This window comes from Massilia glaciei (assembly GCF_003011895.2).
GTDB classification, from domain to species: domain Bacteria; phylum Pseudomonadota; class Gammaproteobacteria; order Burkholderiales; family Burkholderiaceae_D; genus Telluria_A; species Telluria_A glaciei.
The window spans coordinates 1-19,095 of record NZ_PXWF02000309.1; the positions used below are offsets into that span (position 1 = coordinate 1).

Genomic DNA, 19,095 nt, shown 5'->3' on the forward strand with positions numbered 1-19,095 from the left:
GCCGGCGCCGGGCCGGACCGCGCGACCGCCCCGGCCGGCCGCGCAAGCGGCGCCGGCGGCAGGCGCGGCTTGAGCGGCTTGACCGGCTTGACCGGCTTGAGCGGGCGCGGCAGGATGTAGACCGGCGCCGGCACCACAAACATCGCGGCATTGTCGGAGGGGGCCTCGGGCGCCGTGGCGCGCCGCGCGGTTTGCCAGGCAAGCAGAAGGATGGCGTGCACGGCGACGGTGACCGCCAGGCCGCCCAGGGAGCGCAGGGCGGGTTGCGGTGGGTTGGAATAGGGCATCGGCGGCGATTCTAACAGCATATTTGCCATAAAGCTAAGATGCCCGGGGCGCTTAATTATTCATAGGCGCCCAGACGGCGTTGCTCCTCGACCGTGAAGTGGGCCGCGCGCAATTGCTGCAGGCGCGCCTCAAGTTGCTGGGCATCGCCCGCCGGTGCCTTGAGCAAGTCGGCGCGCAAGCCCTGATAGCTGGCGATGCGGGCCTGCCAGGCCGCCTCCTCCTGGTCCAACTGTCCCAGGCGGCGCGCGGCCTCGGGCGATATCGCCGCCGAGCGCATCTGGAAAACCGCGTCCGCGCTGGCGCCTTGCTCGCGCATCCGGCGCGCCGTCTCCTCGGTGCGCATGACCTGCCCGGGCGCGGCGCGGTCGGCCAGCATGGCCGGCGAGAGTTTGGCGTCGAGCGCGGCCAGTTTGGCCTCGCGCTGGGCCGGGGTCAGGCTGTTGTCCTGGGCGAGCGCGATGCGCGCGATGGCGTCGGCGTCGTAGGCGTCGCGCGCGCCGAACAGGCCGGCGCTGTCGGCCGCGCTGAAATAAGAGGCGCGCAGTTTTTGCATGGCCGCGAGGCGGGCGCGCGCGGCCTTGACCATGTCGGCCTCGGGCGGCAGCGCCTGCTCGACGGCGAGCAGGGCGCGCTTGTAGGCGAGGTAGCTCGCCAGCAGGCGTTTGGCCTGGGCCGCCGGCCCGGGCTTGAGCCGGCGCTCGAGCTCGCGCTCGATTTCGGTGGTGATGGCGGCCAGGTCGCGTTCGCCGAGGCCGGCAAGGTAGTAGTCGAACAGGTGACCGAGTTCGGCATCGACGACCAGTTGGCCGTCGGCGCCGGCGCCGACGTTGCCGTCGGGCCGGGTGCCCTCCATCGACGGCACAAACGCAACAGGGGCGGGCGCCGCCGGCGGCGCGGCCGGTCCGGGCGCGGTCAGTATGAATCCGAGCACGGCGAGCGCGACCGCGGCCGCCGCGGCGCCTGCCATTTTTGCGTTTGTGTGCATCGCGCTATTCCTTACAGGCCGAGGCTTTGCAGGCGGTTCGCTTGCTGGCGGAACACGGTGACCGGGCTCGTTTCGAACAGGTTGACGATGCCGATGAGCTGGTTGATCTCGTCGGCGTGGTTCATGCCGTAGTCGTCGCGGATCACGCGCCCGAGGTGGCTCGAGCAGCTGCTGACGAGGCCGTCGTTCTTGGCGCCGAAGGCCAGGCCGGTCAAGGCGAACACCGGATCGATCGCGTCGAACACATTGGTGTAGGGCTGCGCGCCGCTCCACGAGAAATAATAGACGCCGTTGACATAGTTGCTGCCCTGGCCGCAGGCGGTCGTCGGCAAGCCCTGCGGATGGCGGCTGTTGAAGGCGGCGCTGCCGGCCGTGCTCAGGGAGCGCAGCGCGGCGCCGCCGTTTTGCGGCAGGCCGCTGCCGCCCGACAAGAACGTCATCAGGCCGCCGGCCGCGCTCACGAGCGCGCCGCTGGCGTTGGGCACGGCGCCGACGAGGATGTCGGCCACGACCGAGCCCTTGTTGACGCCGGCCACGGTGCTGACCGAGGCGACCAGGTCGGGACGGACCGAGGCCACGTAGCGCGCGGTCGGGCCGCCATGGCTGTGGCCGATCAAATTGACCTTGGCGGCGCCGCTGGCGGCCAGGATTTGCTTGACCTGGGTCAGCAGTTGCTCGCCGCGCACCTCGGTGCTGTTGGCGGCCGAGACCGACGTGACGTAGACCCGGGCGCCGCCGCTGCGCAGGGCCGAGGGGATGCCGTAGAAATATTCGACCGGACCGAGGCGGTCGAAGCCCATCAGGCCGTGCACGAGCACGACGGGATGTTTGGTCTGGGTGTAGCCGAGCGCCCAGGAGGGCGTCGGCAGGGCGAGCAGGGCGGCCAGGGTGATCGTGAGGCACTTCCAGAAACGATTCTTCATTTAATCTCCGTATATAGGTATAGGTTTTATGTTGGTGAAGTCGAGACCTGGACCGGCGCCAACGCTTTTCGACGGGGCGCCGGGCACCGGGCGCGCCAGTGTTTTTCGCGCAAAATTCTGTGTAAAAACATGCATCCAGAAAATAGAGCGAGCGCTCGGTTTATTAAATGTAGCACCGCGTTTTTGAAAAAGCATGACGCGGCGCAACATCCACGGCAGTTATATCGATGACAAGGTGATTTGTGGTTTTTCCGAGATATAATTGTTCCTGTAATCAACTTTGACGGCCGCAGACGCCTTGATGGACATGTCCTTGCCCGCCACCTTCGACTTCGCCCAGTTCCAAAAAATGAGTCCGCTCAACGGCGAGACGATCTGGGCCTATATCGTCGACCACAATGCCGAACGCATCGGCGTCAAGCGCCGCAAGAGCGCGCTCGACAATCTCGAACGCGTGTTTTGCGCGACCTTCAAGCTGGCCAACGAGGTCGGTTTCCGCGCCATGAGCCTGCGCGACCTGTGCCGCGAGACGGGCTTGTCGATGGGCGGCCTGTACGGCTATATCGACAGCAAGGACCAGCTCGCCGAAATGATCGAGGACGTGGTGCGCCACACGACCGAGGAGTTGCCGCGCATGTTCGAGCAGGTGGCCGTGCCCGCGCAGCGGCTCGAATCGGTCGTGCGCGCCTCGATCTACCTGTCCGAGATCCTGCAGCCCTGGTTTTATTTCGTCTACATGGACTCGCGCGTGCTCGATTTCGAGCAGCGCAACATGGCCAAGAATTCGGAGATGTCGCTGCAGACCGCGCTCGCCTCGCTGATCGAGGCGCTCGATCCGGTGCCCGAGGGCGACTCGACCCTGCTCGCGGCCCACTGCCTGGCCCTGTCCGAAGACTGGTACGTGAAGCGCTGGAAATACCGCGCCGCCAAGGTGCGTGTCGACGATTTCGCCGACAGCGCCCTGGGCCTGATCCGCAGCCACCTGAACGCGGCGCGCTGACGGCGCGCGCGGATCGGGCGCCGCCCGGCGCCGGCGATTGTTAAATTTTCCGCCTCGAAACACGCCGGCAGATGGCGCGGCCTTGCTGCTCTGCGGGCGCCGCAAATTGAACGATATCCTGGACGGCCCGGCCGACGAGCCGCACCGGCGCACAGCGCTTTTCGGCGGGGCGATTTCACCGCGCCCATCGCGGGCATGGAGGACAGCGTGCAGGGCTGGCTGTCGCAGACCCGGCACAAGCTGGCCGCGTTGAACTACTACAGCAAGCCGCTCGCCCCCGCGCGGTTCGAGGCCCTGGTGCGCTCGGGCGAGCGCATCGAACCGCGCTGATTCGGATCTGGCGCGCAGGGCGCCGGCGACTCGCCTATACTTACCTTGGAATACGGCAGCTTGCCGGATGATCAGCGGGGGTAGTCACATGGGAACTATGCATAGCGAAGGCAAGGGCGGGCCGATGGCGGCCGCCGACCTGGCCGCATTGGCGCAGGCCAAGCAGTTGCTCGAACATCCAAGTTATATGGCCAGGGTCACCGACGCGATCGGCATGCCGATCGAGAACGCGGTCAAGGCGCTGCCGGCTTCCTGGAGCAAGGGCATTTCGACCGTCACGACGGCGTCCCTGAACAAATGCTTCAAGGTGGCCAACGCGACCTTGCTGCCGACGGGCAACACATCGCACCCCAAGATGCACAGCGTGGCCGTGGCCGTCACTGGCGCGCTCGGCGGGGCCTTCGGCATCGCCGGGCTGGCGGTCGAACTGCCCGTCTCGACCACGGTAATGTTGCGCTCGATCGCCGACATCGGCCGCGCCAACGGCGAGATGCTCGGCACGCCCGAGGCGCAGCTCGCCTGCCTGATGGTGTTTTCGCTCGGCGGAAAAAGCGGGGACGACGACGCCAGCGAGTCCGGCTACTTCGCCGCCCGCGTGGCGCTGGCGCGCGCCATGTCGGAGGCCACGGCCTACCTGTCGAAACACGCCGTCGCGCAAGAGAGCGCGCCGGCGCTGGTGCGCCTGATCGCGCAGATCGCCGCCAAGTTCAATGTGCAGGTGTCGCAAAAGGCCGCGGCGATGATGGTGCCCGTGCTCGGGGCCGCCGGTGGCGCGCTGGTCAACACCCTGTTCATCAACCACTTCCAGGACATGGCGCGCGGGCATTTCACGGTGCGCCGGCTCGAGCGCCTGTATGGTCCCGAGGTGGTGAGCGCCGCTTACCGGGCGCTGCCGAAGTAGGTTTGCGTTTCCCCCGACCTTTTGATGGAGTCGCATTCATGCCTGAGATCCGCATCAACCCCCTGGAGGCATCGCCGGAAACGACCGGCACGCTGGGGGAGATCCTCGTCGAGGTCGTCGCCAACGGCGGCTCGGTGAGCTTCATGCATCCGCTCGCTCCGGCGGCGGCGGCGGCTTTCTGGACTTCGTCGCTTGCGGCGGCGCGGCGCGGCGAGCGTGTGGTGCTCGGCGCGTGGGATGGCGACGTATTGGCCGGCACCGTCACCTTGCTGCTCGACTGTCCGCCGAACCAGCCGCACCGCGCCGAGATCGCCAAGTTGATGACGCGGGTGAGCCACCGCGGGCGCGGCATCGCCGGCGCCCTGATGCGGGCGGCCGAGCAAATCGCGCGCGAACGCAAACGCACGCTGCTCGTGCTCGACACGGCCGCCGAGGGCGGCGCGTCTGGATTGTACGAGGGGCTCGGTTTCACGCTCGCGGGCACGATCCCCGATTACGCGCTCAAGCCCCATGGCGGCTTGAGCGGCACCCATATCTACTGGAAGCGGCTGGCGGCTTAGGCGTCGTTCATTCGCTGCTCCTTAGCCAGGTCGCCAGGGGGTGTGCATTTTTCCCTAGGTATGCATTTCTGAATGGCTCGTTGCGCTCCCATACAAAAATGCATGGGCGCCCCGGGGGCCGCGCCGGCCTAGTCGAAGTCGTCGAACAGGCCGTCGACGTTCAACAGCGCGTACACGATTTCTGGGTTGTTGGTCAGGCAGCGGCGCAGCGCGGCGGGGACGTTTTCGCGCGTCTTGCGGCACAGGCCGGGGCGCTCGAGCAATTGGATGTTCAAGCCGCGGACGGTGCGCACCCCGCGCGCGCTCGGCGTGATGCGCAAGGTGATGCCGAGCAGGGCGAGCAGGCGCTCCTCGAGTTTCCTGAGGTCGGGGTAGGTGGTCAGGCCCTCGATGCGCTCGATTAGTTTCTTTTCTTCCTCGCGCGTCAGGAACAGCACGCGCAGGTCGGCCGCGGGATCGCTGAGCAACACCTCGCGATCGCACACGCAGGCGCCCGGAGGGCACTCCTTGCGGATCGGGAAGGGGATGGTCTCGGACATCGGGCGCTTTGCATGGATGGAAAAACGATTCTACAGGCAGATCGGTGCTTGCTCAATCTAATCGCCGTTGGGCGGCGTTCGCTGCGTCGGCGCGCTGGCTTGCACGGAAGCGGACTCGCCCAGCTGTACTGGGAGGCACTGCAGGGAAAGATTAAGGGAAAGACTGCAGCGAAAGGGCTGCGGGCGGGGAAAGGCCGCAGGGAAAGGGCGCAAGGAAAGGCTGCGGGAAAGGTTGCAGGGAAGGCCGCAGGGAAAAACTGCAGGGACAGACTTGAGGGAAAACTGCCGGGAAAGACTGCAGGGAAAACTGCGGGCAAAGACTGCGGGGAAAGACCGCAGGGAAAGACCGCAGCGATGGACGCCGGCAGCGGCGCTTCTATCCGGTTCCCGATCGCGGCGTCGCCGCGCATGCCGCCCGCTCACACGCCGATCGGGTAGGTTTCGGGCGCCTCGCCGTCGTGCTCGCGGTGAGTCGTCGGCAGCGCCTGCACGGCGTCGGTCGTGTCGAAGTGGAGCACGGCGTCGAACTGGTGCGCCAGCAAGGCATGGAAATAGTGGCTTTGGCGTTCGGTTTCGGGCAGGTAGAGCACGCCGATGGCGCGCTCGAGCCGGCGCTGCGACAGGGCCTCGGCTACCTGATTTATTTTCGTTTAGAGGCAGCATGAAACGATCGATGCCGGTTTGATGGAAAACCTGCTCATAACTGCCCTCCATAGCGGGACGCACGCGCTTGCATTCGGCCGGGCCATCCCATTCGGAGGCGGCGGTGACGGTTCCCTGGTAGGTGGAAAAGCCGATCAGGCGGGTCTCGTTGCCGTAGAGTGCGCGCGCCAATTGGCCGACCGTCCATTCGCCCCGCGCGCCCATTTCGGTTGCGCTCGCGTCGCCGATATGGGAATTGTGTTCCCATATGATTATCTTGGCCGGCTTGCCGCTTGCTGCGCGCGAGATGCCGCGTCAGCGCATCGAGCATTTCGGTCATGTGCCGGTCGCGCAAATTCCAGGATGAGACACGGCCTTGGAACATCGCCCGGTAGTACTCTTCGGCATTCATCACCAAGCGGGCATTTTGTTGTGCGTAGAAAAATTCGTCCGTCGCTTTATGTCCGTCGTGGCGCAGGTAGTCGGCGGCGTGCGCCTGCATTTCGAGCAACTGGGCGATGACCTCGTTCTCGCAGGATGCCGACAGGCCGAAGCTTGCCGCATAGCCATAGCGTTGGCTGTCGCTGCCGAATTGCTCGAAGCACGCGTAACGACGACGGGCGCGCTGCGCCGCATTGGGATCGATCTGGTCGAGGTAGTGCAGGACTTCGCCGATCGACGTGTACAAACTGTAGAGATCGAGGCCGTAGAAACCGGCCATGCTTGCGTGCGGCGGCAGGGATTTGTTGTAGGCATGCAGCCAATCGATGAAGGCGAACACGTCGGCATTGCGCCACATCCAGGTTGGGAAGCGCTTGAATCCCGCCAGCGCCTGTTCGCTGTCGGCGTCGTTGCCCAGGCCCCGCACGTAGCGGTTGACCCGGTAGGCGTCGGGCCATTCGGCCTCGACCGCGACGGCGTCGAAGCCCTTCTCGGTGACGAGCTGCTGCGTGATGCGGGCGCGCTCGGCGTAGAACTCGTGGGTGCCATGGGTCGCTTCGCCGAGCAGGACGAAGCGCGCGTCGCCGACGAGCTCGAGCAGGGGCGCGAGATCACCGGCCCCGCCCGACAGCGTGTGCGCGTCGGCGGCGATGGCCACGCTCAGTGGCGCGCTGGTGTCGGCGCCCATGGTCGTTGATGGCCGCCGGGCCCGATGGCCGCTCAATGCAGCGACTTGCCGGCCCCCGCCGACGCTTGCGCCATGTCGCGCGGGGTGATGCCGCGTTCGATGGCGCTCTTCATGCGCGCCAGGTCGGCCCCGAGCTCGTGCTGCGGGTCGGTGCGCAGCAGTTTCGCGACGGTTTGTCCGACGACTCCGACGGGCGGTTTGTAGCTCATGCGCACGGTGGCCCTGGTGCCGCCGCGCGATGGCTCGAACTCGACCGAACCGGCGTTCTCGACCTCGGCGCCGGGCTCGCTGCGCCAGGCCAGTCGGCGCGGGCGCGACGCTTCGGTGAGCACGGCGTTCCATTGGTACTCGGTGCCGCCGGGACCCTTGACGATCCAGTGCGAGCGCTGGCGCCCGAGGTCGCGCACCTCGACCACGTAGGACATGAAGCGGGGGAAGTTCTCGTAGTTGCTCCAGAAGTCGTAGACCTGTTCGGGCGCGGCGTCGATGTGGATGGTTTTTTCGAACGAAACGGTCTGGGCCTTGTCGCGCGCGCCGCTCGTCTGCCGCATGCCCTGCGACTTGTCGCCTCCGCGCATATTGCGCACCATCAGCGCCACCCCGGCCAGGCCGAGCACCATCGCCATCGGCGAGCGGCGCATGAGGCCGTACAAGCCGAGGGCGCCGCCCCCGACCATGGCCGCGTTGCGGGCGACGGGCTTCCAGGCGCCGTCGGCGCCCTGGAACGAGGCGGTCAGCTTGCGGATGGCGGCGCTGTCTTCGGGGCGCTCGAGCGTTTCGGTGCGGTCGTTGACGTCGCGCACGCCGCTGACGGCGCGCACGGCGGCGAGCAGGCCGCGCCGCTCGCTGTCGAGCACCAGGCCGCCGACCGTGACGCGCCCGTCCTCGGCGTCGATGCTCAGGGCCATTGGATTGGACACCGCGTCCTCGACCGCGGCGCGCACATGCTCGACCAGGCTGCGCTGGCCGGCGTCGCCGCGCAGCTGGAGGTGGGACATGGTCTCGCGCACGCCGCCCAAGCGGTGCTTGACGCCGCTCATGGCTTGGTCAAGCACCGTGCCGGTTTTTTTTCCCATGCCCCGCAGTTGCCGGCCCGATTGCGCGCGCCGGTCCCTGCCGCGCTCGGGGTCGAACAGGTACATGGCCAGGGCGCCGACGGCGGCCGTGCCGGCCAGCTTGCCCCACTTGGCGGTGCTATCCAGAGCTCCCCGTTGCTGGGGGTCGCGTTCGCTTGTTTGTTTCATGATCTCTCCTTGGAGGTGAAGTTGCTCGGGCGCGGCGCCGGGGGCGCCGGGACGTGCTCGCGCCAGGCCAGCGCGAGCAGGTCTTGCACCTCTTCGTCGCTGGTCTGGTCGAATTGCGTGTACCACTTGCCCACGGCGTGGAATTGCGCGGGCATGCTCAGGCAAACGAGCTCGTCGACCTCGGCGGCGAGCGCCTCGCAGCTGTCGGGCGCGCCCACGGGCACGGCGACGACGATGCGCGCCGGCCCCTGCTGGCGCGCGACGTGGACGGCGGCGACCATGGTCGCGCCGGTGGCGAGCCCGTCGTCGACGAGGATCACGGCGCGCTCGTACAGTTGCGGCGGCGGGCGCGCGCCCCGGTAGAGGCGCTCGCGGCGCGCGATCTCGCGCAGGGCGCGCTCGGTCGCCGCTTCTATCGCCGCGGCCGGCACGCCCATGCCCGCGAGCCCGGGCTGCAGCACGCGCACGCCGCCGCTGCCGACGGCGCCCATCGCGTATTCCTCGTGGCCGGGCATGCCGAGCTTGCGCACGAGCACGATGTCGAAGTCGAGCCCGAGCGCCCTGGCGACGGCGAAGCCGACCGGCACGCCGCCGCGCGGCAGGGCCAGCACGATGGCCTCGCCGCGGCCCGCATAGGCGCCGAGCCGCTCGGCGAGCAGCTTGCCCGCTTGCATGCGGTTTTTGAAACGGAGTGCCTGCGGCATGCCACGCTCCCGAAAATGACCCGATATGGGTTTGACCGGCGCCGGCGCGCCTGGTTGCAAAAAAATCAGGGAGAAACCCGTTCGGGACGGCGCGCTTGGCCGCTGGCCCGATCGCTGGCCCGACTGCGGGTCGATCGCAGGACGGATGCAGGCTGGATGGCGCTTCGGTTGCAGGCCTGGTCGATGATGAATTGGGGAAGGCGGCCGGCGCGGCTGCGCGGCCCCCGGACCCTGGCTTACTCGATCGTGATGCTTATTGGATCGTGATGCTTATTGGATCGTGATGCTCACTGGATCGTGACGCTCACTGGATCGTGATGCTTATTGGATCGTGACGTTCACTGGATCGTGATGCGTTTGGCTTCGCTGCCTTGCTTCTTCGGCAGCGTCAGTTTCAGGACGCCGTCTTCGAGGCGGGCCTCGGCGCCCGCATCGTCGACCTCGGTCGGCAGCATGAAGCTGCGCGTGAATTTGCGCACCGAACGCTCAGCGTAGACGAGCTGGTCGCCCTCGCGCTGTTCGTCCTCGCGTTTGGATTCACCTTCGAGGGTGACGCGCTGGCCGTCGATCGCCACCTTCACGTCCTCCTTCTTCACGCCGGGCATTTCGGCCTGCACCTCGAACGCGTTTTCGTTCTCGGTGATGTTCAGGCGTGGCGCGCCGACGCCGTCGCCGGCCAGGCGCGCGGCCCCGCCGCCGGCCGCGAGCGGTGCGAAGAAATTGTCGAACATGTCTTCGAGCATGCGGCCGAACTGGTCTTCGATCGCGCCGGGACGATAGGTCGACAACGGCGAAGCGGTTCTGCGAACGATGTTCATTTCCCTGCCTCCTTTCAAGTGGTTGCGCTGCAAGTTCTGACGTCGGGAGATACGCCGGGACAGGGGGCTTCCCCGCCCCGTTCCCCTATTTATAGGCCACGCGGGGCGTGTTTTCAAGGCCTTCCGGCGGCTTCTATTTTCGCCCAAACGGACGCACCTTTGAGACATCGCAGCTGCCAATTCGGGGAGTTCGTCGAAGCGCGTGCCGCGGGGTCTAAAACGGATCAACCACATGGAAGCCCTATGACTGAAACACTATTGAGATCATGGAAAATGCTTGCCCTGCGCGGCGCCATCGCCCTGCTGTTTGGCGTGCTCGCGGCCATGTGGCCGGGCCTGACCCTGCTCTGGCTGGTCGCCCTGTTCGCCGCGTTCGCCCTGCTCGGCGGGGTCGTCTGCATCGCCGCAGCCGTGCGCCACCGCAAGAGCGACCGCAGCTGGTGGCTGTGGCTGCTTCTGGGCGTGGCCAGCGTTGCCGCGGCCGCCGGCGCGATGGCCTACCCGACCATCACCTCGCTGGTGCTGATCTTGTTCATCGGCGCCAACGCGCTCGTCACGGGCGTGATCGACATCGCGATCGCGGTGCGCCTGCGCAAGCACATCGAGAACGAGGTGCTGCTCGGCTTCGGCGGGGCGGTGTCGATCCTGTTCGGCGCCATCGTGCTGCTGTTTCCCGCCGGGGCGGGCGCGCTCGCGCTCGTGTGGCTCATCAGCTTGTACGCGATCGCGAGCGGCGTCTTGCTGCTTGCCGCGGCCTGGCGCGTGCGGGCGTGGGAGCGCGAGGCGCACGGTCGGGGGGGGCAGACGCTGCGCCAGGCGCGAGAGGGCGGGTAGGCGGCGCCCTGCCGGCCCTGACCAAACCCGAATCGACGCGAAAGCCCCGAAGGGCCGGAAGGCCCCGAAGGAGCCGAATGACCCAAAGGAGCCGAATGACCCGAAGGAGCCGAATGACCCGAAGGAGCCGAAGGGCCCGAAAGAGAACAAGGAGCCGAAGGGCCCGAAGGGGCGAATTGACCCCAAGGCCCCCAAGTCCCCCAAAAAACCGGATCCTAATGGACCGCGCCGCCGCCCGCGCGCGGCGCGCCCGGGTCCGGGTCGTCTCGATGGTGGTCGGGCTGGTAGTCTTGGCGCGCCAAGCTGCGCGCGCCCGGCGGGTTCGCCGCGTCCGCGTCCGCGTCCGGCGCCACGCCGATCGCCTCGCGGATCGCATCGTCTACCGTGTTGAGCCAGACGAAACGCAGTTGGCGGCGCGCGTCCTCGGGGATCTCCTCGATGTCCTTCTCGTTGCGGGCCGGCAGCAGCACGGTCGAGATGCCGGCGCGCTGCGCGGCAAGCACCTTCTCTTTGATGCCTCCCACCGGCAGCACCAGGCCGCGCAGGCTGATCTCGCCCGTCATCGCGCAATCGCTGCGCACCGGCGTCTGCAGCGCCAGCGAGACGAGCGCGACAAACACGGCCACGCCCGCGCTCGGCCCGTCCTTGGGGATCGCGCCGGCCGGCACGTGCACATGGATGTCGCTGCGGCGGAACAGGTCGCGCCCGAAATGGAAGGCCGCGTCGTGCGCCTTGACCAGCGTCAGCGCGGCCTGCGCGCTTTCTTTCATTACATCGCCGAGCTGGCCCGTCAGGATCAACCTGCCGCTGCCCGCGACGCGGCTCGCCTCGACGAACAGGATGTCGCCGCCGACGGGCGTCCAGGCCAGGCCGGTGGCGACCCCGGGCAGGCTGGTGCGCATGGCCAGTTCGCTCTCGAATTTTTTCGGGCCGAGGATGGCCGCCAGGTCCGGCGCGTCGACCGCGACCCGTCCGGCTTCGCCCTCGGCGATGCGCACCGCCGCGTGCCGGCACACGCCGCCCAGTTCGCGCTCGAGGTTGCGCACGCCGGCCTCGCGCGTGTAGTCGGTGACGAGGGCCTCGAGCGCGGCGTCGGTGATGCCGCACTGCCCGGGCTGCAGGCCGTTGGCGTCGAGCTGGCGCGCCACCAGGTAGCGGCGCGCGATCTGCACCTTTTCGGCGTCGGTGTAGCCGGGCAGGGAGATCACCTCGAGCCGGTCGCGCAGCGGGCCGGGCAGGGTGTCGAGCATGTTGGCGGTGCAGATGAAGAGCACCTTGGACAGGTCGAAGGGCACCCCGAGGTAGTTGTCGCGGAACGAGAAATTTTGCTCCGGGTCGAGCACCTCGAGCAGCGCCGCGGCCGGGTCGCCGTGGAAGCCGGCGCCGAGCTTGTCGATCTCGTCGAGCATCATCACGCAGTTGCGCGTGCCCGCCTTGCGCATCGCCTGGACGATGTTGCCGGGCAGGGCGCCGACATAGGTGCGGCGGTGGCCGCGGATCTCGGCCTCGTCGTGCGTGCCGCCTAGGCTCACGCGGACGAACTTGCGCCCCGTGGCGCGCGCGATGCTCTGGCCGAGCGAGGTCTTGCCCACACCGGGCGGACCGACGAAGCACAGGATCGGGCCCTTGCCCTGCGGCTTGAGCTTGCGCACCGCGAGATACTCGAGGATGCGGCGCTTGACCTTGTCGAGGCCGAAGTGGTCCTCGTCGAGGATCTGGCGCGCGTGCGCGAGGTCGATCTTGTCCTCGCTCTCGGCCGCCCACGGCAGTTCGGTGAGCCACTCGAGATAGGTGCGCAGCATCGAGTATTCGACCGAGGCGTCGGACATTTTTTCGAGGCGGCGCAACTCTTTGAGCGCATGCGTGTTGGCCTCCTCGGGAATGCCGGCCTTGGCGACCGCCTCTCTGAGGTCGGCCAGCTCGGCGTTGCCGCCCTCGGCGCCGCCGAGCGCGTTCTGGATCGTTTTGAGCTGTTCGCGCAGCATGAACTCGCGCTGGTGCTCGTCCATGCGCTCCTTGGTTTCTTGCTTGATCTGTTCGGACAGGCGCAGCACCTCGATGCGGTGGACCAGGAACGCGAGCACCTTCGCGAGCCGTTTCGGCAGGTCGAGCGTCTCGAGCACGTCTTGCTTCTCCTGCACGGTGATGTCGAGCAGGCCGGCGATGAAGTCGGCGTACGCGGCGGCCGAGGTGATGCCCTGCACCGAGCGCGACAGCTCGGCCGGCACCTGCGGCAGCAGGCCGAGGATTTCGGTCGAACGCTGTTTGAGCTGGAGCAGGAGGGCCTGGATTTCGGCCGTGTTCTCCTGCGCCTCGGGCAACAGCTGCACGCGCGCCGCGTAAAACGGGTAGTCGTTGAGGAATTCGATGACGCGGAAGCGCTGGTGCCCCTGGCACACGATGTGGTGGCTGTTGTCTTGCGCCGTCACGTAGCGCACGATGCTCGCGAGCGTGCCGATCTGGTGCAGCTGTTCGGGCAGGGGCGCGTCGGCGTCGGGTTCGCGCTGGAGCAGCACGCCGACCTGGCGCTCGCCGCGCACCGCCTCCCGGGCGGCGGCGATGGTGCGCTCGCGGCCGATGTTGATCGGGGTGACGATGCCGGGGAAGACGATGACGTTGCGCACCGGTACCACGATGACCGCGTCGGGCGGCAACACCGGGCCGCTCCGCGCGCCGGGGTCGGGCCCGGCAGCGCCGTCGGTGGCTTTTTGTTGGGACCGCTCGTGTTCGACATTCATCGCGTCGCTCCGGTCGTTGGGCATGACCGGTTTGACCGGCGGCGCACGGCTTGGTTCTGGCCGATGCGCCGCCGCCTCAGAGGCGGGCGCCGTGGAAGCGCAGATGCTCCTCCATGAAGGTCGAAATGAAGTAGTAGCCGTGGTCGTACACGGCGTGGCGGCGCAGCGTCAGCGGCTGGCCGGCGAGCACGCAGGCATGCTCGAACGCCTCGGGATGGAGCTGCTCGGCGAGGAATTTGTCGCCCATCCCCTGGTCGATCAGGATGCCGTTCGGATAGGGCGAGCTCATCGTCGCCATCAGGGCGCTCGCGTCGTATTGCTGCCAGGCCTCGGGGGCCGGCCCAAGGTAGCCGCCGAACGCCTTCTGCCCCCACGGGCACTTGCTGGGCGCGGCGATCGGCGCGAACGCCGACACCGAGCGGAACAGATCGCGGTTGCGCAGGCCCAGCACCAGGGCACCGTGCCCGCCCATTGAATGGCCGAAAATGCCGATCCGGCCAGGGTCGACCGGCAATTGCGCCACGACCAGCTCGCGCAGCTCGATGATGTAGCTGTACATCCGGTAATGCCTGCTCCACGGCTCGGTGGTGGCGTCGACATAGAAGCCCGCGCCGGCCCCGAAATCCCAGGCCGCGTCCTCGCCCTCGACGCCGGCGCCGCGCGGACTGGTGTCGGGCGCGATCAGGATCATGCCTTGCTCGGCGGCCACGCGCTGGCCGCCGCCCTTGGCCGGAAAGGTTTCTTCGGTGCAGGTCAGGCCCGCGAGATAAAACAGGGCGGGCATGCGTCCGCTCGCCGCCGCGGCCGGAATGAAGGCGGAAAAGCGCATCGGCAAGCCAATGGAGGCCGATTGGTGGCGATAAAAACGCTGCACGCCGCCAAAACAGGCGTGTTCGCTGAGCAATTCAAGCATAAAGGGTCCCGGTTGGTCGACTGGCGCCAGTATGCCCCCTTGCCGGCCGCCTTGGCAACGCGGATCGCCCGGGCAAGGCCCGGGGCGGGGGGCGGGGGCCTCAGCGCCGGCCCGGCTTGGCGAGGCGGCGCTCGACCGCGGCGCGGATCGCGGCGAAGTCGTCGCCGGTGCGTTGCAGGTCGCCGGCGAGCACGGTGTAGAGCGCGCGCACCGCGAGTTCCTGCGGTGATTGCTGGCCCGGCAGGGGGAAGCCGTCGGCCGGCGCCGCGCTCATCCCGAGCGCGAACACCGGGTTCTCGTCGGCCCAGGCGCCCAGCCGCACGCCCGCGTACAGCAGCTTGCCCTGCAACATGGTGCAACCGCCGGCCAGGCAGGCGCTGAAGAACATGCTGTCGGCGTCGCCGCGCACGATGCTCGGGGTCAGCACCGCGACGTCGTGGATGATCGACGCGCGCCGGTAAGAGCCGGTGAACGGACTGCCGACCGAGGCCCACAGCGTGCGCGGAATGCTGGCGCCGTCGATGATGCTGCCCGCGGGCGCATCCCAGCGGCGTCCTTGCGGATCGAGGTACCAGAAGGGCGCGACCAGGCGCATGTTGCGGTCTTCGGCTCCATCGGTGAGCCATTCCGTGACGGGGTTTCCGGAGAAAGTTCCATTGCCCATGCTGTGCGCCCTCCCATGAACATCGCGCGCCGCCGCGTTGCTTTGGACCGGCCGCAGCGCGCCCGCCGCGGCGCCCGCTGCGGCGCCCGCTGCAAACGCCCGCGGAAGGTGGATGCCGGATCGCCACAGCGGCATGGCGCTGACAAGGGCCCGCACCCACGCGCGCCACGCGGGCGCGGGCGCGCCGCCAGCGGGCATCCAACCGGTCGAGCGCAGCAGCGCGATCACGACCGTCGCCATGCCTGGCTTGAAGGCGCGCAAGTCGCGCAAGTCGCGGTTGCGGTGCCCCGACTGGCCGCCGCGTGGGCCAGCATGCGCGACGGTCAAAATGCCAAGCATGGTCGCCGCGACGCCGGGCGTGGCCAATCCAATGCTACCGGCATTCATGCCGACGTGCCAGCCCAAGAGCGGCACAAACAGGACGTTCTCACCGGGCGAGGCTTGTGCCAGCGCAATGGATTGGTTGAACTGGGCCTGGGTGAGCCAATGATGCTGTTCGACGAGGTACGCCGCGGCCGCGCCGGGCGGGGGGCGCAGGGCATGCCAGGGGCGGGTCCACCAGCTATTGTCGGCCCGCCCGCCGGTTTGCCCGGCGGCGCTAGCCGCCCCCGATGCCGCGCATCACGCGGCCGGTGCCGTCGCACTCGGGGCATTCGGCGCCATCGGCGAGGGTGCCTTTGCCGCCGCAACGGTCGCAGATGCCTTCGGCCGCGCCCAGCGTGCCGGGCTTGGCCTCGTCGCCGGGTTTGAGGGGTTGCTCACGTTCTTGTTCGGGTCCGGTCGGAGTGCTCATGATGTCCTCGCTAAACAGGTCTGCCATCTGGTTCCGATTCTAGGCCCGCCGGCGGGCGCGCGGCGCGCGCGAGGACCGGCTCCTTGTTGCGCCCCCCCTTGTTGTGCGCCCCTTGTTGTGCGCCGCCTTGTCGCGCGACCATAAACGAGGAAGAAATGTTCCCTTGAGGGACATGGGAATTTTTCGATCGACGATGGGAAGCTGACATTGACTTTGGAATTTATTGTTGGATACTCTTGAGACGGCAAGATCAACCCCACTTGATCGAAGGACATTGCGATGAATCGAAACAGGCGCAACACAGCGGGCGCGTCCGAGGTCGCCCAGGCCCAGTACGAGCGGCGCGACATTGCGCGGCGCGATATCGTCGACTACGGCATCCTGGTGCAGGAGAGCCGGAACACCATGTCCGCGCTGGAATATCTGCGTTCCCACGATATCGATCCCGAGGTCATCGCCCGCGTGCTGCTCGAGCCACGCCTGCGCCGCGGCGTCCCTTGTTCCTGAGCGCGGCGGCGCGGGCCCCTCCCGCGCCCGCCTCCGCTGGAAATGTTGTAATTATTGTATCGTTATGGGTGCGTTTCCAAGCATGCCGCGCGGCCGCTTATGCACATAAAAAAATGCGCCGAAAAATTACACTTTTTTTTCGCTTCGTCCATTGACTTTGCAAGTGATTGATTTTAAAGGTGGTTTTTTCTGCCTTCCGAATGAGCATTTTGTTGAAACCCGCATAAAGACTGGCTTGCGGGGTGTCAAGAGCGGCTTATCCACAAAGTTATCCACAGCGATTGTGGATATCTGAAAAACCCCTTAATAATCGGCTACTTAGCTGAGATCGCGCAAGGCAGGCGCCAAATTCGATGCGCCCTTGACAAATTGGTAATGTCTGTCACCCGCACGCGGCCGTGAATTCCCTTGCCTTCCACTACTGGATAAATGTACAGTCAAGGCCCGTCCCCGAACGAATGCCCGCGATGCGCGCCGTAATTGCCCCGACTGTCCCCGACGACCCGTTCGCCAGCCTCAACCCCGAGCAGCGCGCCGCCGTCGAGCACGACATCGGCGCCGCCGACGGCGTCTCGCGCCCGCTGCTGGTGATCGCCGGCGCCGGCTCCGGCAAGACCAACACCCTGGCGCACCGCGTGGCGCGCCTGATCATTGGCGGCGCCGACCCGCAGCGCATCTTGCTGCTGACCTTTTCGCGCCGCGCCGCGGGCGAGATGGCGCACCGCGCCGGCAGCGTGCTGCAGCGCGTGATGGGACGCGGCGGCGCCCAGCCTCCGGCCAGCCTGCCGTGGGCCGGCACCTTCCACAGCATCGGCGCCAGATTGCTGCGGCAATACGCGGGGCGCATCGGGCTCGAGGACTCGTTCACGATCCACGACCGGGGCGACTCCGAGGACCTGATGGGCCTGGTGCGCCACGAGACCGGCCTGACCCAGACCCAGAAGCGCTTCCCGCTCAAGGGCACCTGCCTGTCGATCTATTCGCGCGTGGTCAACAGCGGGCAGCCGCTGGCGCTGGTGCTGCAAGGCAGCTTCCCGTGGTGCGGCGAATGGGAGGCCGAGCTCAAGACCCTGTTCGGCGCCTATGTCGACGCCAAGCAGGAGCAGAACGTGCTCGACTACGACGACCTGCTGCTGTTCTGGTCCGAGATGGCGGCCGACCCGGAGCTGGGCGTCGAGCTCGGCGGCCTGTTCGACCATGTGCTGGTCGACGAATACCAGGACACCAACCGGCTGCAGGCGGCCATCCTGATGGGCATGAAGCCGAGCGGGCAGGGCTTGATGGTGGTCGGCGACGACGCCCAGTCGATCTATTCGTTCCGCGGCGCCACGGTGCGCAACATCCTCGATTTTCCGAAGCAGTTCGGGACGCCCGGCCAACCGGCCCGCGTGCTCACGCTCGAGCGCAACTACCGCTCGACCCAGCCGATCCTCGACGCCTCGAACGCGCTGATCGCCGGCGCGCTCGAGCGGCACGCCAAGACCCTGTGGACCGACAAGGCCTCGACCGCGCGCCCGCAACTGGTGCTCATCCCCGACGAGGCCGAACAGGCGCGCTGGGTCTGCAACCGGGTGCTCGAACACCGCGAGGCCGGCATCACGCTCAAGTCGCAGGCGGTGCTGTTCCGCGCGGCCAGCCACAGCGCCGCGCTCGAACTCGAACTGATGCGCCGCAACATTCCCTTCGTCAAATTCGGCGGGCTCAAATTCCTCGAGGCGGCGCACATCAAGGACGTGCTGGCGGTGCTGCGCTTCGCCCAGAACCCGTGCGGGCGCATGGCCGGATTCCGCGTCGCGCAGTTAATTCCCGGCATCGGCCCGGCGACCGCGGGCAGGCTGCTCGACGCCGTCGGCGAGGCCCCCGAGGCGGCCCTGGCGGTGGAGCGGTTCGCCGCGCCGGCCAGGAGCGGCGGCGAGTGGCAGGCCTTCGTCGCGCTGTACCGCGCGCTGCGCGCGCCCGGGCTGCGCTGGCCCGAGGACATCGAGCTCGTCAAAAACTGGTACCTGCCCCAGCTCGAGCGCATGCACGACGACGCGCAGGTGCGCGCCGCCGACGTCGAACAACTGGCGCAGTTGGCGGGCGGCTACGCCTCGCGCGAGCGTTTCCTGGCCGAGATCACGCTCGACCCGCCCGAGGCCACCAGCGACCGCGCCGGGCCGCCGCTGCTCGACGAGGATTACCTGATCTTGTCGACCATCCATTCGGCCAAGGGGCAGGAATGGAAGTCGGTGCACGTGCTCAACGTGGTCGACGGCTGCATCCCGTCGGACATGGCGACCGGCAACACCGCCGATATCGAGGAGGAACGGCGCCTGCTGTACGTGGCCATGACGCGCGCCAGGGAGCACCTGCACCTGGTGGTGCCGAACCGGTTCTTCATCAAGCAGCAGTCGCAGCTGGGCGACCGCCACGTGTACGCCGCGCGCAGCCGGTTCGTGAGCCCGGCCATGCTCCGGCATTTCGAGCAGTGTGTCTGGATCACGGCCGACGCGGCCAAGGGCACGGCGCCGATGCCCGACAGCGTGCGCATGCTGGTGCGCGAGCGCGCCCGCGGCGCCTGGAAATAAACCGGCGCCGCGGGCG

At 67.6% G+C, this 19,095-nt stretch carries 17 protein-coding genes and 3 pseudogenes; 7 read left to right on the forward strand and 13 right to left on the reverse strand.

From position 1 onward, the window contains the following. The 3 genes and pseudogenes from C7C56_RS23950 to C7C56_RS23960 all read right to left on the reverse strand — a co-directional run. A pseudogene (locus C7C56_RS23950) lies at positions 1-287 on the reverse strand (hypothetical protein); the annotation flags it as partial. A 56-nt stretch (positions 288-343) separates the two neighbouring features. After that, the gene (locus tag C7C56_RS23955; protein ID WP_106759873.1) at positions 344-1,273 is read right to left on the reverse strand and encodes a lipase secretion chaperone; all 930 of its coding nucleotides are present in this window, start codon (positions 1,271-1,273) and stop codon (positions 344-346) included. A gap of 11 nt (positions 1,274-1,284) precedes the next feature. Then, the gene (locus tag C7C56_RS23960; protein WP_106759874.1) at positions 1,285-2,196 is read right to left on the reverse strand and encodes a lipase family alpha/beta hydrolase; all 912 of its coding nucleotides are present in this window, start codon (positions 2,194-2,196) and stop codon (positions 1,285-1,287) included. Positions 2,197-2,497: 301 nt separating this feature from the next. On the opposite strand from C7C56_RS23960, the gene C7C56_RS23965 reads away from it, so the two are divergent. The 4 genes from C7C56_RS23965 (at position 2,498) to C7C56_RS23975 (ending at position 4,987) form a co-directional block, all read left to right on the forward strand. Next, positions 2,498-3,196, forward strand: coding sequence for a TetR/AcrR family transcriptional regulator (locus tag C7C56_RS23965; RefSeq protein WP_229458957.1), 699 nt, complete (start codon positions 2,498-2,500; stop codon positions 3,194-3,196). A 207-nt stretch (positions 3,197-3,403) separates the two neighbouring features. After that, complete coding sequence (locus C7C56_RS30395; RefSeq protein WP_267874732.1) at positions 3,404-3,526, forward strand: hypothetical protein; 123 nt, start codon at positions 3,404-3,406, stop codon at positions 3,524-3,526. A gap of 88 nt (positions 3,527-3,614) precedes the next feature. Beyond that, positions 3,615-4,427 carry an EcsC family protein gene (locus tag C7C56_RS23970; protein ID WP_229458958.1) on the forward strand — a complete coding sequence of 271 codons (813 nt, stop codon included), beginning with the start codon at positions 3,615-3,617 and terminating at the stop codon, positions 4,425-4,427. A 38-nt stretch (positions 4,428-4,465) separates the two neighbouring features. Next, entirely contained in the window at positions 4,466-4,987 is a 522-nt protein-coding gene (locus tag C7C56_RS23975; RefSeq protein WP_106759875.1) for a GNAT family N-acetyltransferase, read from the forward strand. 128 nt (positions 4,988-5,115) lie between these two features. Here C7C56_RS23975 and C7C56_RS23980 read toward each other — a convergent pair whose 3' ends face one another. From C7C56_RS23980 to C7C56_RS24000, 6 genes and pseudogenes are all read right to left on the reverse strand, one after another. Continuing rightward, entirely contained in the window at positions 5,116-5,526 is a 411-nt protein-coding gene (locus C7C56_RS23980; protein WP_106759876.1) for a hypothetical protein, read from the reverse strand. Positions 5,527-5,945: 419 nt separating this feature from the next. Next, positions 5,946-6,393, reverse strand: a pseudogene (locus C7C56_RS30110) (erythromycin esterase family protein). Positions 6,394-6,520: 127 nt separating this feature from the next. Further along, positions 6,521-7,297: pseudogene (locus C7C56_RS30115) on the reverse strand (erythromycin esterase family protein); the annotation flags it as partial. Between the two features lie 32 nt (positions 7,298-7,329). Beyond that, positions 7,330-8,541: an SRPBCC family protein gene (locus tag C7C56_RS23990; RefSeq protein WP_106759877.1), complete on the reverse strand. Its 1,212-nt coding sequence runs from the start codon at positions 8,539-8,541 to the stop codon at positions 7,330-7,332. Next, the gene (locus tag C7C56_RS23995; protein ID WP_106759878.1) at positions 8,538-9,245 is read right to left on the reverse strand and encodes a phosphoribosyltransferase; all 708 of its coding nucleotides are present in this window, start codon (positions 9,243-9,245) and stop codon (positions 8,538-8,540) included. Before C7C56_RS23995 ends, C7C56_RS23990 begins: the two co-directional genes overlap by 4 nt. Positions 9,246-9,583: 338 nt before the next feature. Continuing rightward, entirely contained in the window at positions 9,584-10,063 is a 480-nt protein-coding gene (locus C7C56_RS24000; RefSeq protein ID WP_146204624.1) for an Hsp20/alpha crystallin family protein, read from the reverse strand. 243 nt (positions 10,064-10,306) lie between these two features. Here C7C56_RS24000 and C7C56_RS24005 point away from each other — a divergent pair, with 243 nt between their 5' ends. Next, the gene (locus tag C7C56_RS24005; protein WP_106759880.1) at positions 10,307-10,897 is read left to right on the forward strand and encodes an HdeD family acid-resistance protein; all 591 of its coding nucleotides are present in this window, start codon (positions 10,307-10,309) and stop codon (positions 10,895-10,897) included. Positions 10,898-11,112: 215 nt separating this feature from the next. Here the strand turns inward: C7C56_RS24005 and lon are convergent, their stop codons facing one another. From lon to C7C56_RS24030, 4 genes are all read right to left on the reverse strand, one after another. Next, positions 11,113-13,635 (reverse strand): endopeptidase La, encoded by a 2,523-nt coding sequence (gene lon / locus C7C56_RS24015; protein WP_106759893.1) that lies wholly within the window; start codon positions 13,633-13,635, stop codon positions 11,113-11,115. Positions 13,636-13,711: 76 nt separating this feature from the next. Continuing rightward, complete coding sequence (gene fghA / locus C7C56_RS24020; RefSeq protein WP_106759881.1) at positions 13,712-14,548, reverse strand: S-formylglutathione hydrolase; 837 nt, start codon at positions 14,546-14,548, stop codon at positions 13,712-13,714. Between the two features lie 100 nt (positions 14,549-14,648). Further along, positions 14,649-15,749 carry a DUF1353 domain-containing protein gene (locus C7C56_RS24025; RefSeq protein ID WP_267874733.1) on the reverse strand — a complete coding sequence of 367 codons (1,101 nt, stop codon included), beginning with the start codon at positions 15,747-15,749 and terminating at the stop codon, positions 14,649-14,651. A 61-nt stretch (positions 15,750-15,810) separates the two neighbouring features. Then, positions 15,811-16,032, reverse strand: coding sequence for a hypothetical protein (locus tag C7C56_RS24030; RefSeq protein WP_229458959.1), 222 nt, complete (start codon positions 16,030-16,032; stop codon positions 15,811-15,813). Between the two features lie 252 nt (positions 16,033-16,284). Here C7C56_RS24030 and C7C56_RS24035 point away from each other — a divergent pair, with 252 nt between their 5' ends. Beyond that, positions 16,285-16,512: a hypothetical protein gene (locus C7C56_RS24035; RefSeq protein WP_106759883.1), complete on the forward strand. Its 228-nt coding sequence runs from the start codon at positions 16,285-16,287 to the stop codon at positions 16,510-16,512. Between the two features lie 467 nt (positions 16,513-16,979). Then, on the forward strand, positions 16,980-19,079 hold the full coding sequence (locus tag C7C56_RS24040; RefSeq protein WP_106759895.1) for an ATP-dependent helicase: 2,100 nt from the start codon (positions 16,980-16,982) through the stop codon (positions 19,077-19,079). The last annotated feature ends 16 nt before the right edge of the window (positions 19,080-19,095 follow it).

Excerpts from the sequence above, each read along its gene's own strand:
- C7C56_RS23955 (WP_106759873.1), bottom strand. The coding sequence starts at position 1,273 with ATGCACACAAACGCAAAAATGGCAGGCGCCGCGGCGGCCGCGGTCGCG.
- C7C56_RS23960 (WP_106759874.1), bottom strand. The coding sequence starts at position 2,196 with ATGAAGAATCGTTTCTGGAAGTGCCTCACGATCACCCTGGCCGCCCTG.
- C7C56_RS23965 (WP_229458957.1), top strand. The coding sequence starts at position 2,498 with ATGGACATGTCCTTGCCCGCCACCTTCGACTTCGCCCAGTTCCAAAAA.
- C7C56_RS23970 (WP_229458958.1), top strand. The coding sequence starts at position 3,615 with ATGGGAACTATGCATAGCGAAGGCAAGGGCGGGCCGATGGCGGCCGCC.
- C7C56_RS23975 (WP_106759875.1), top strand. The coding sequence starts at position 4,466 with ATGCCTGAGATCCGCATCAACCCCCTGGAGGCATCGCCGGAAACGACC.
- C7C56_RS23980 (WP_106759876.1), bottom strand. The coding sequence starts at position 5,526 with ATGTCCGAGACCATCCCCTTCCCGATCCGCAAGGAGTGCCCTCCGGGC.
- C7C56_RS23990 (WP_106759877.1), bottom strand. The coding sequence starts at position 8,541 with ATGAAACAAACAAGCGAACGCGACCCCCAGCAACGGGGAGCTCTGGAT.
- C7C56_RS23995 (WP_106759878.1), bottom strand. The coding sequence starts at position 9,245 with ATGCCGCAGGCACTCCGTTTCAAAAACCGCATGCAAGCGGGCAAGCTG.
- C7C56_RS24000 (WP_146204624.1), bottom strand. The coding sequence starts at position 10,063 with ATGAACATCGTTCGCAGAACCGCTTCGCCGTTGTCGACCTATCGTCCC.
- C7C56_RS24005 (WP_106759880.1), top strand. The coding sequence starts at position 10,307 with ATGACTGAAACACTATTGAGATCATGGAAAATGCTTGCCCTGCGCGGC.
- lon (WP_106759893.1), bottom strand. The coding sequence starts at position 13,635 with ATGAATGTCGAACACGAGCGGTCCCAACAAAAAGCCACCGACGGCGCT.
- fghA (WP_106759881.1), bottom strand. The coding sequence starts at position 14,548 with ATGCTTGAATTGCTCAGCGAACACGCCTGTTTTGGCGGCGTGCAGCGT.
- C7C56_RS24030 (WP_229458959.1), bottom strand. The coding sequence starts at position 16,032 with ATGGCAGACCTGTTTAGCGAGGACATCATGAGCACTCCGACCGGACCC.
- C7C56_RS24035 (WP_106759883.1), top strand. The coding sequence starts at position 16,285 with ATGAATCGAAACAGGCGCAACACAGCGGGCGCGTCCGAGGTCGCCCAG.
- C7C56_RS24040 (WP_106759895.1), top strand. The coding sequence starts at position 16,980 with ATGCGCGCCGTAATTGCCCCGACTGTCCCCGACGACCCGTTCGCCAGC.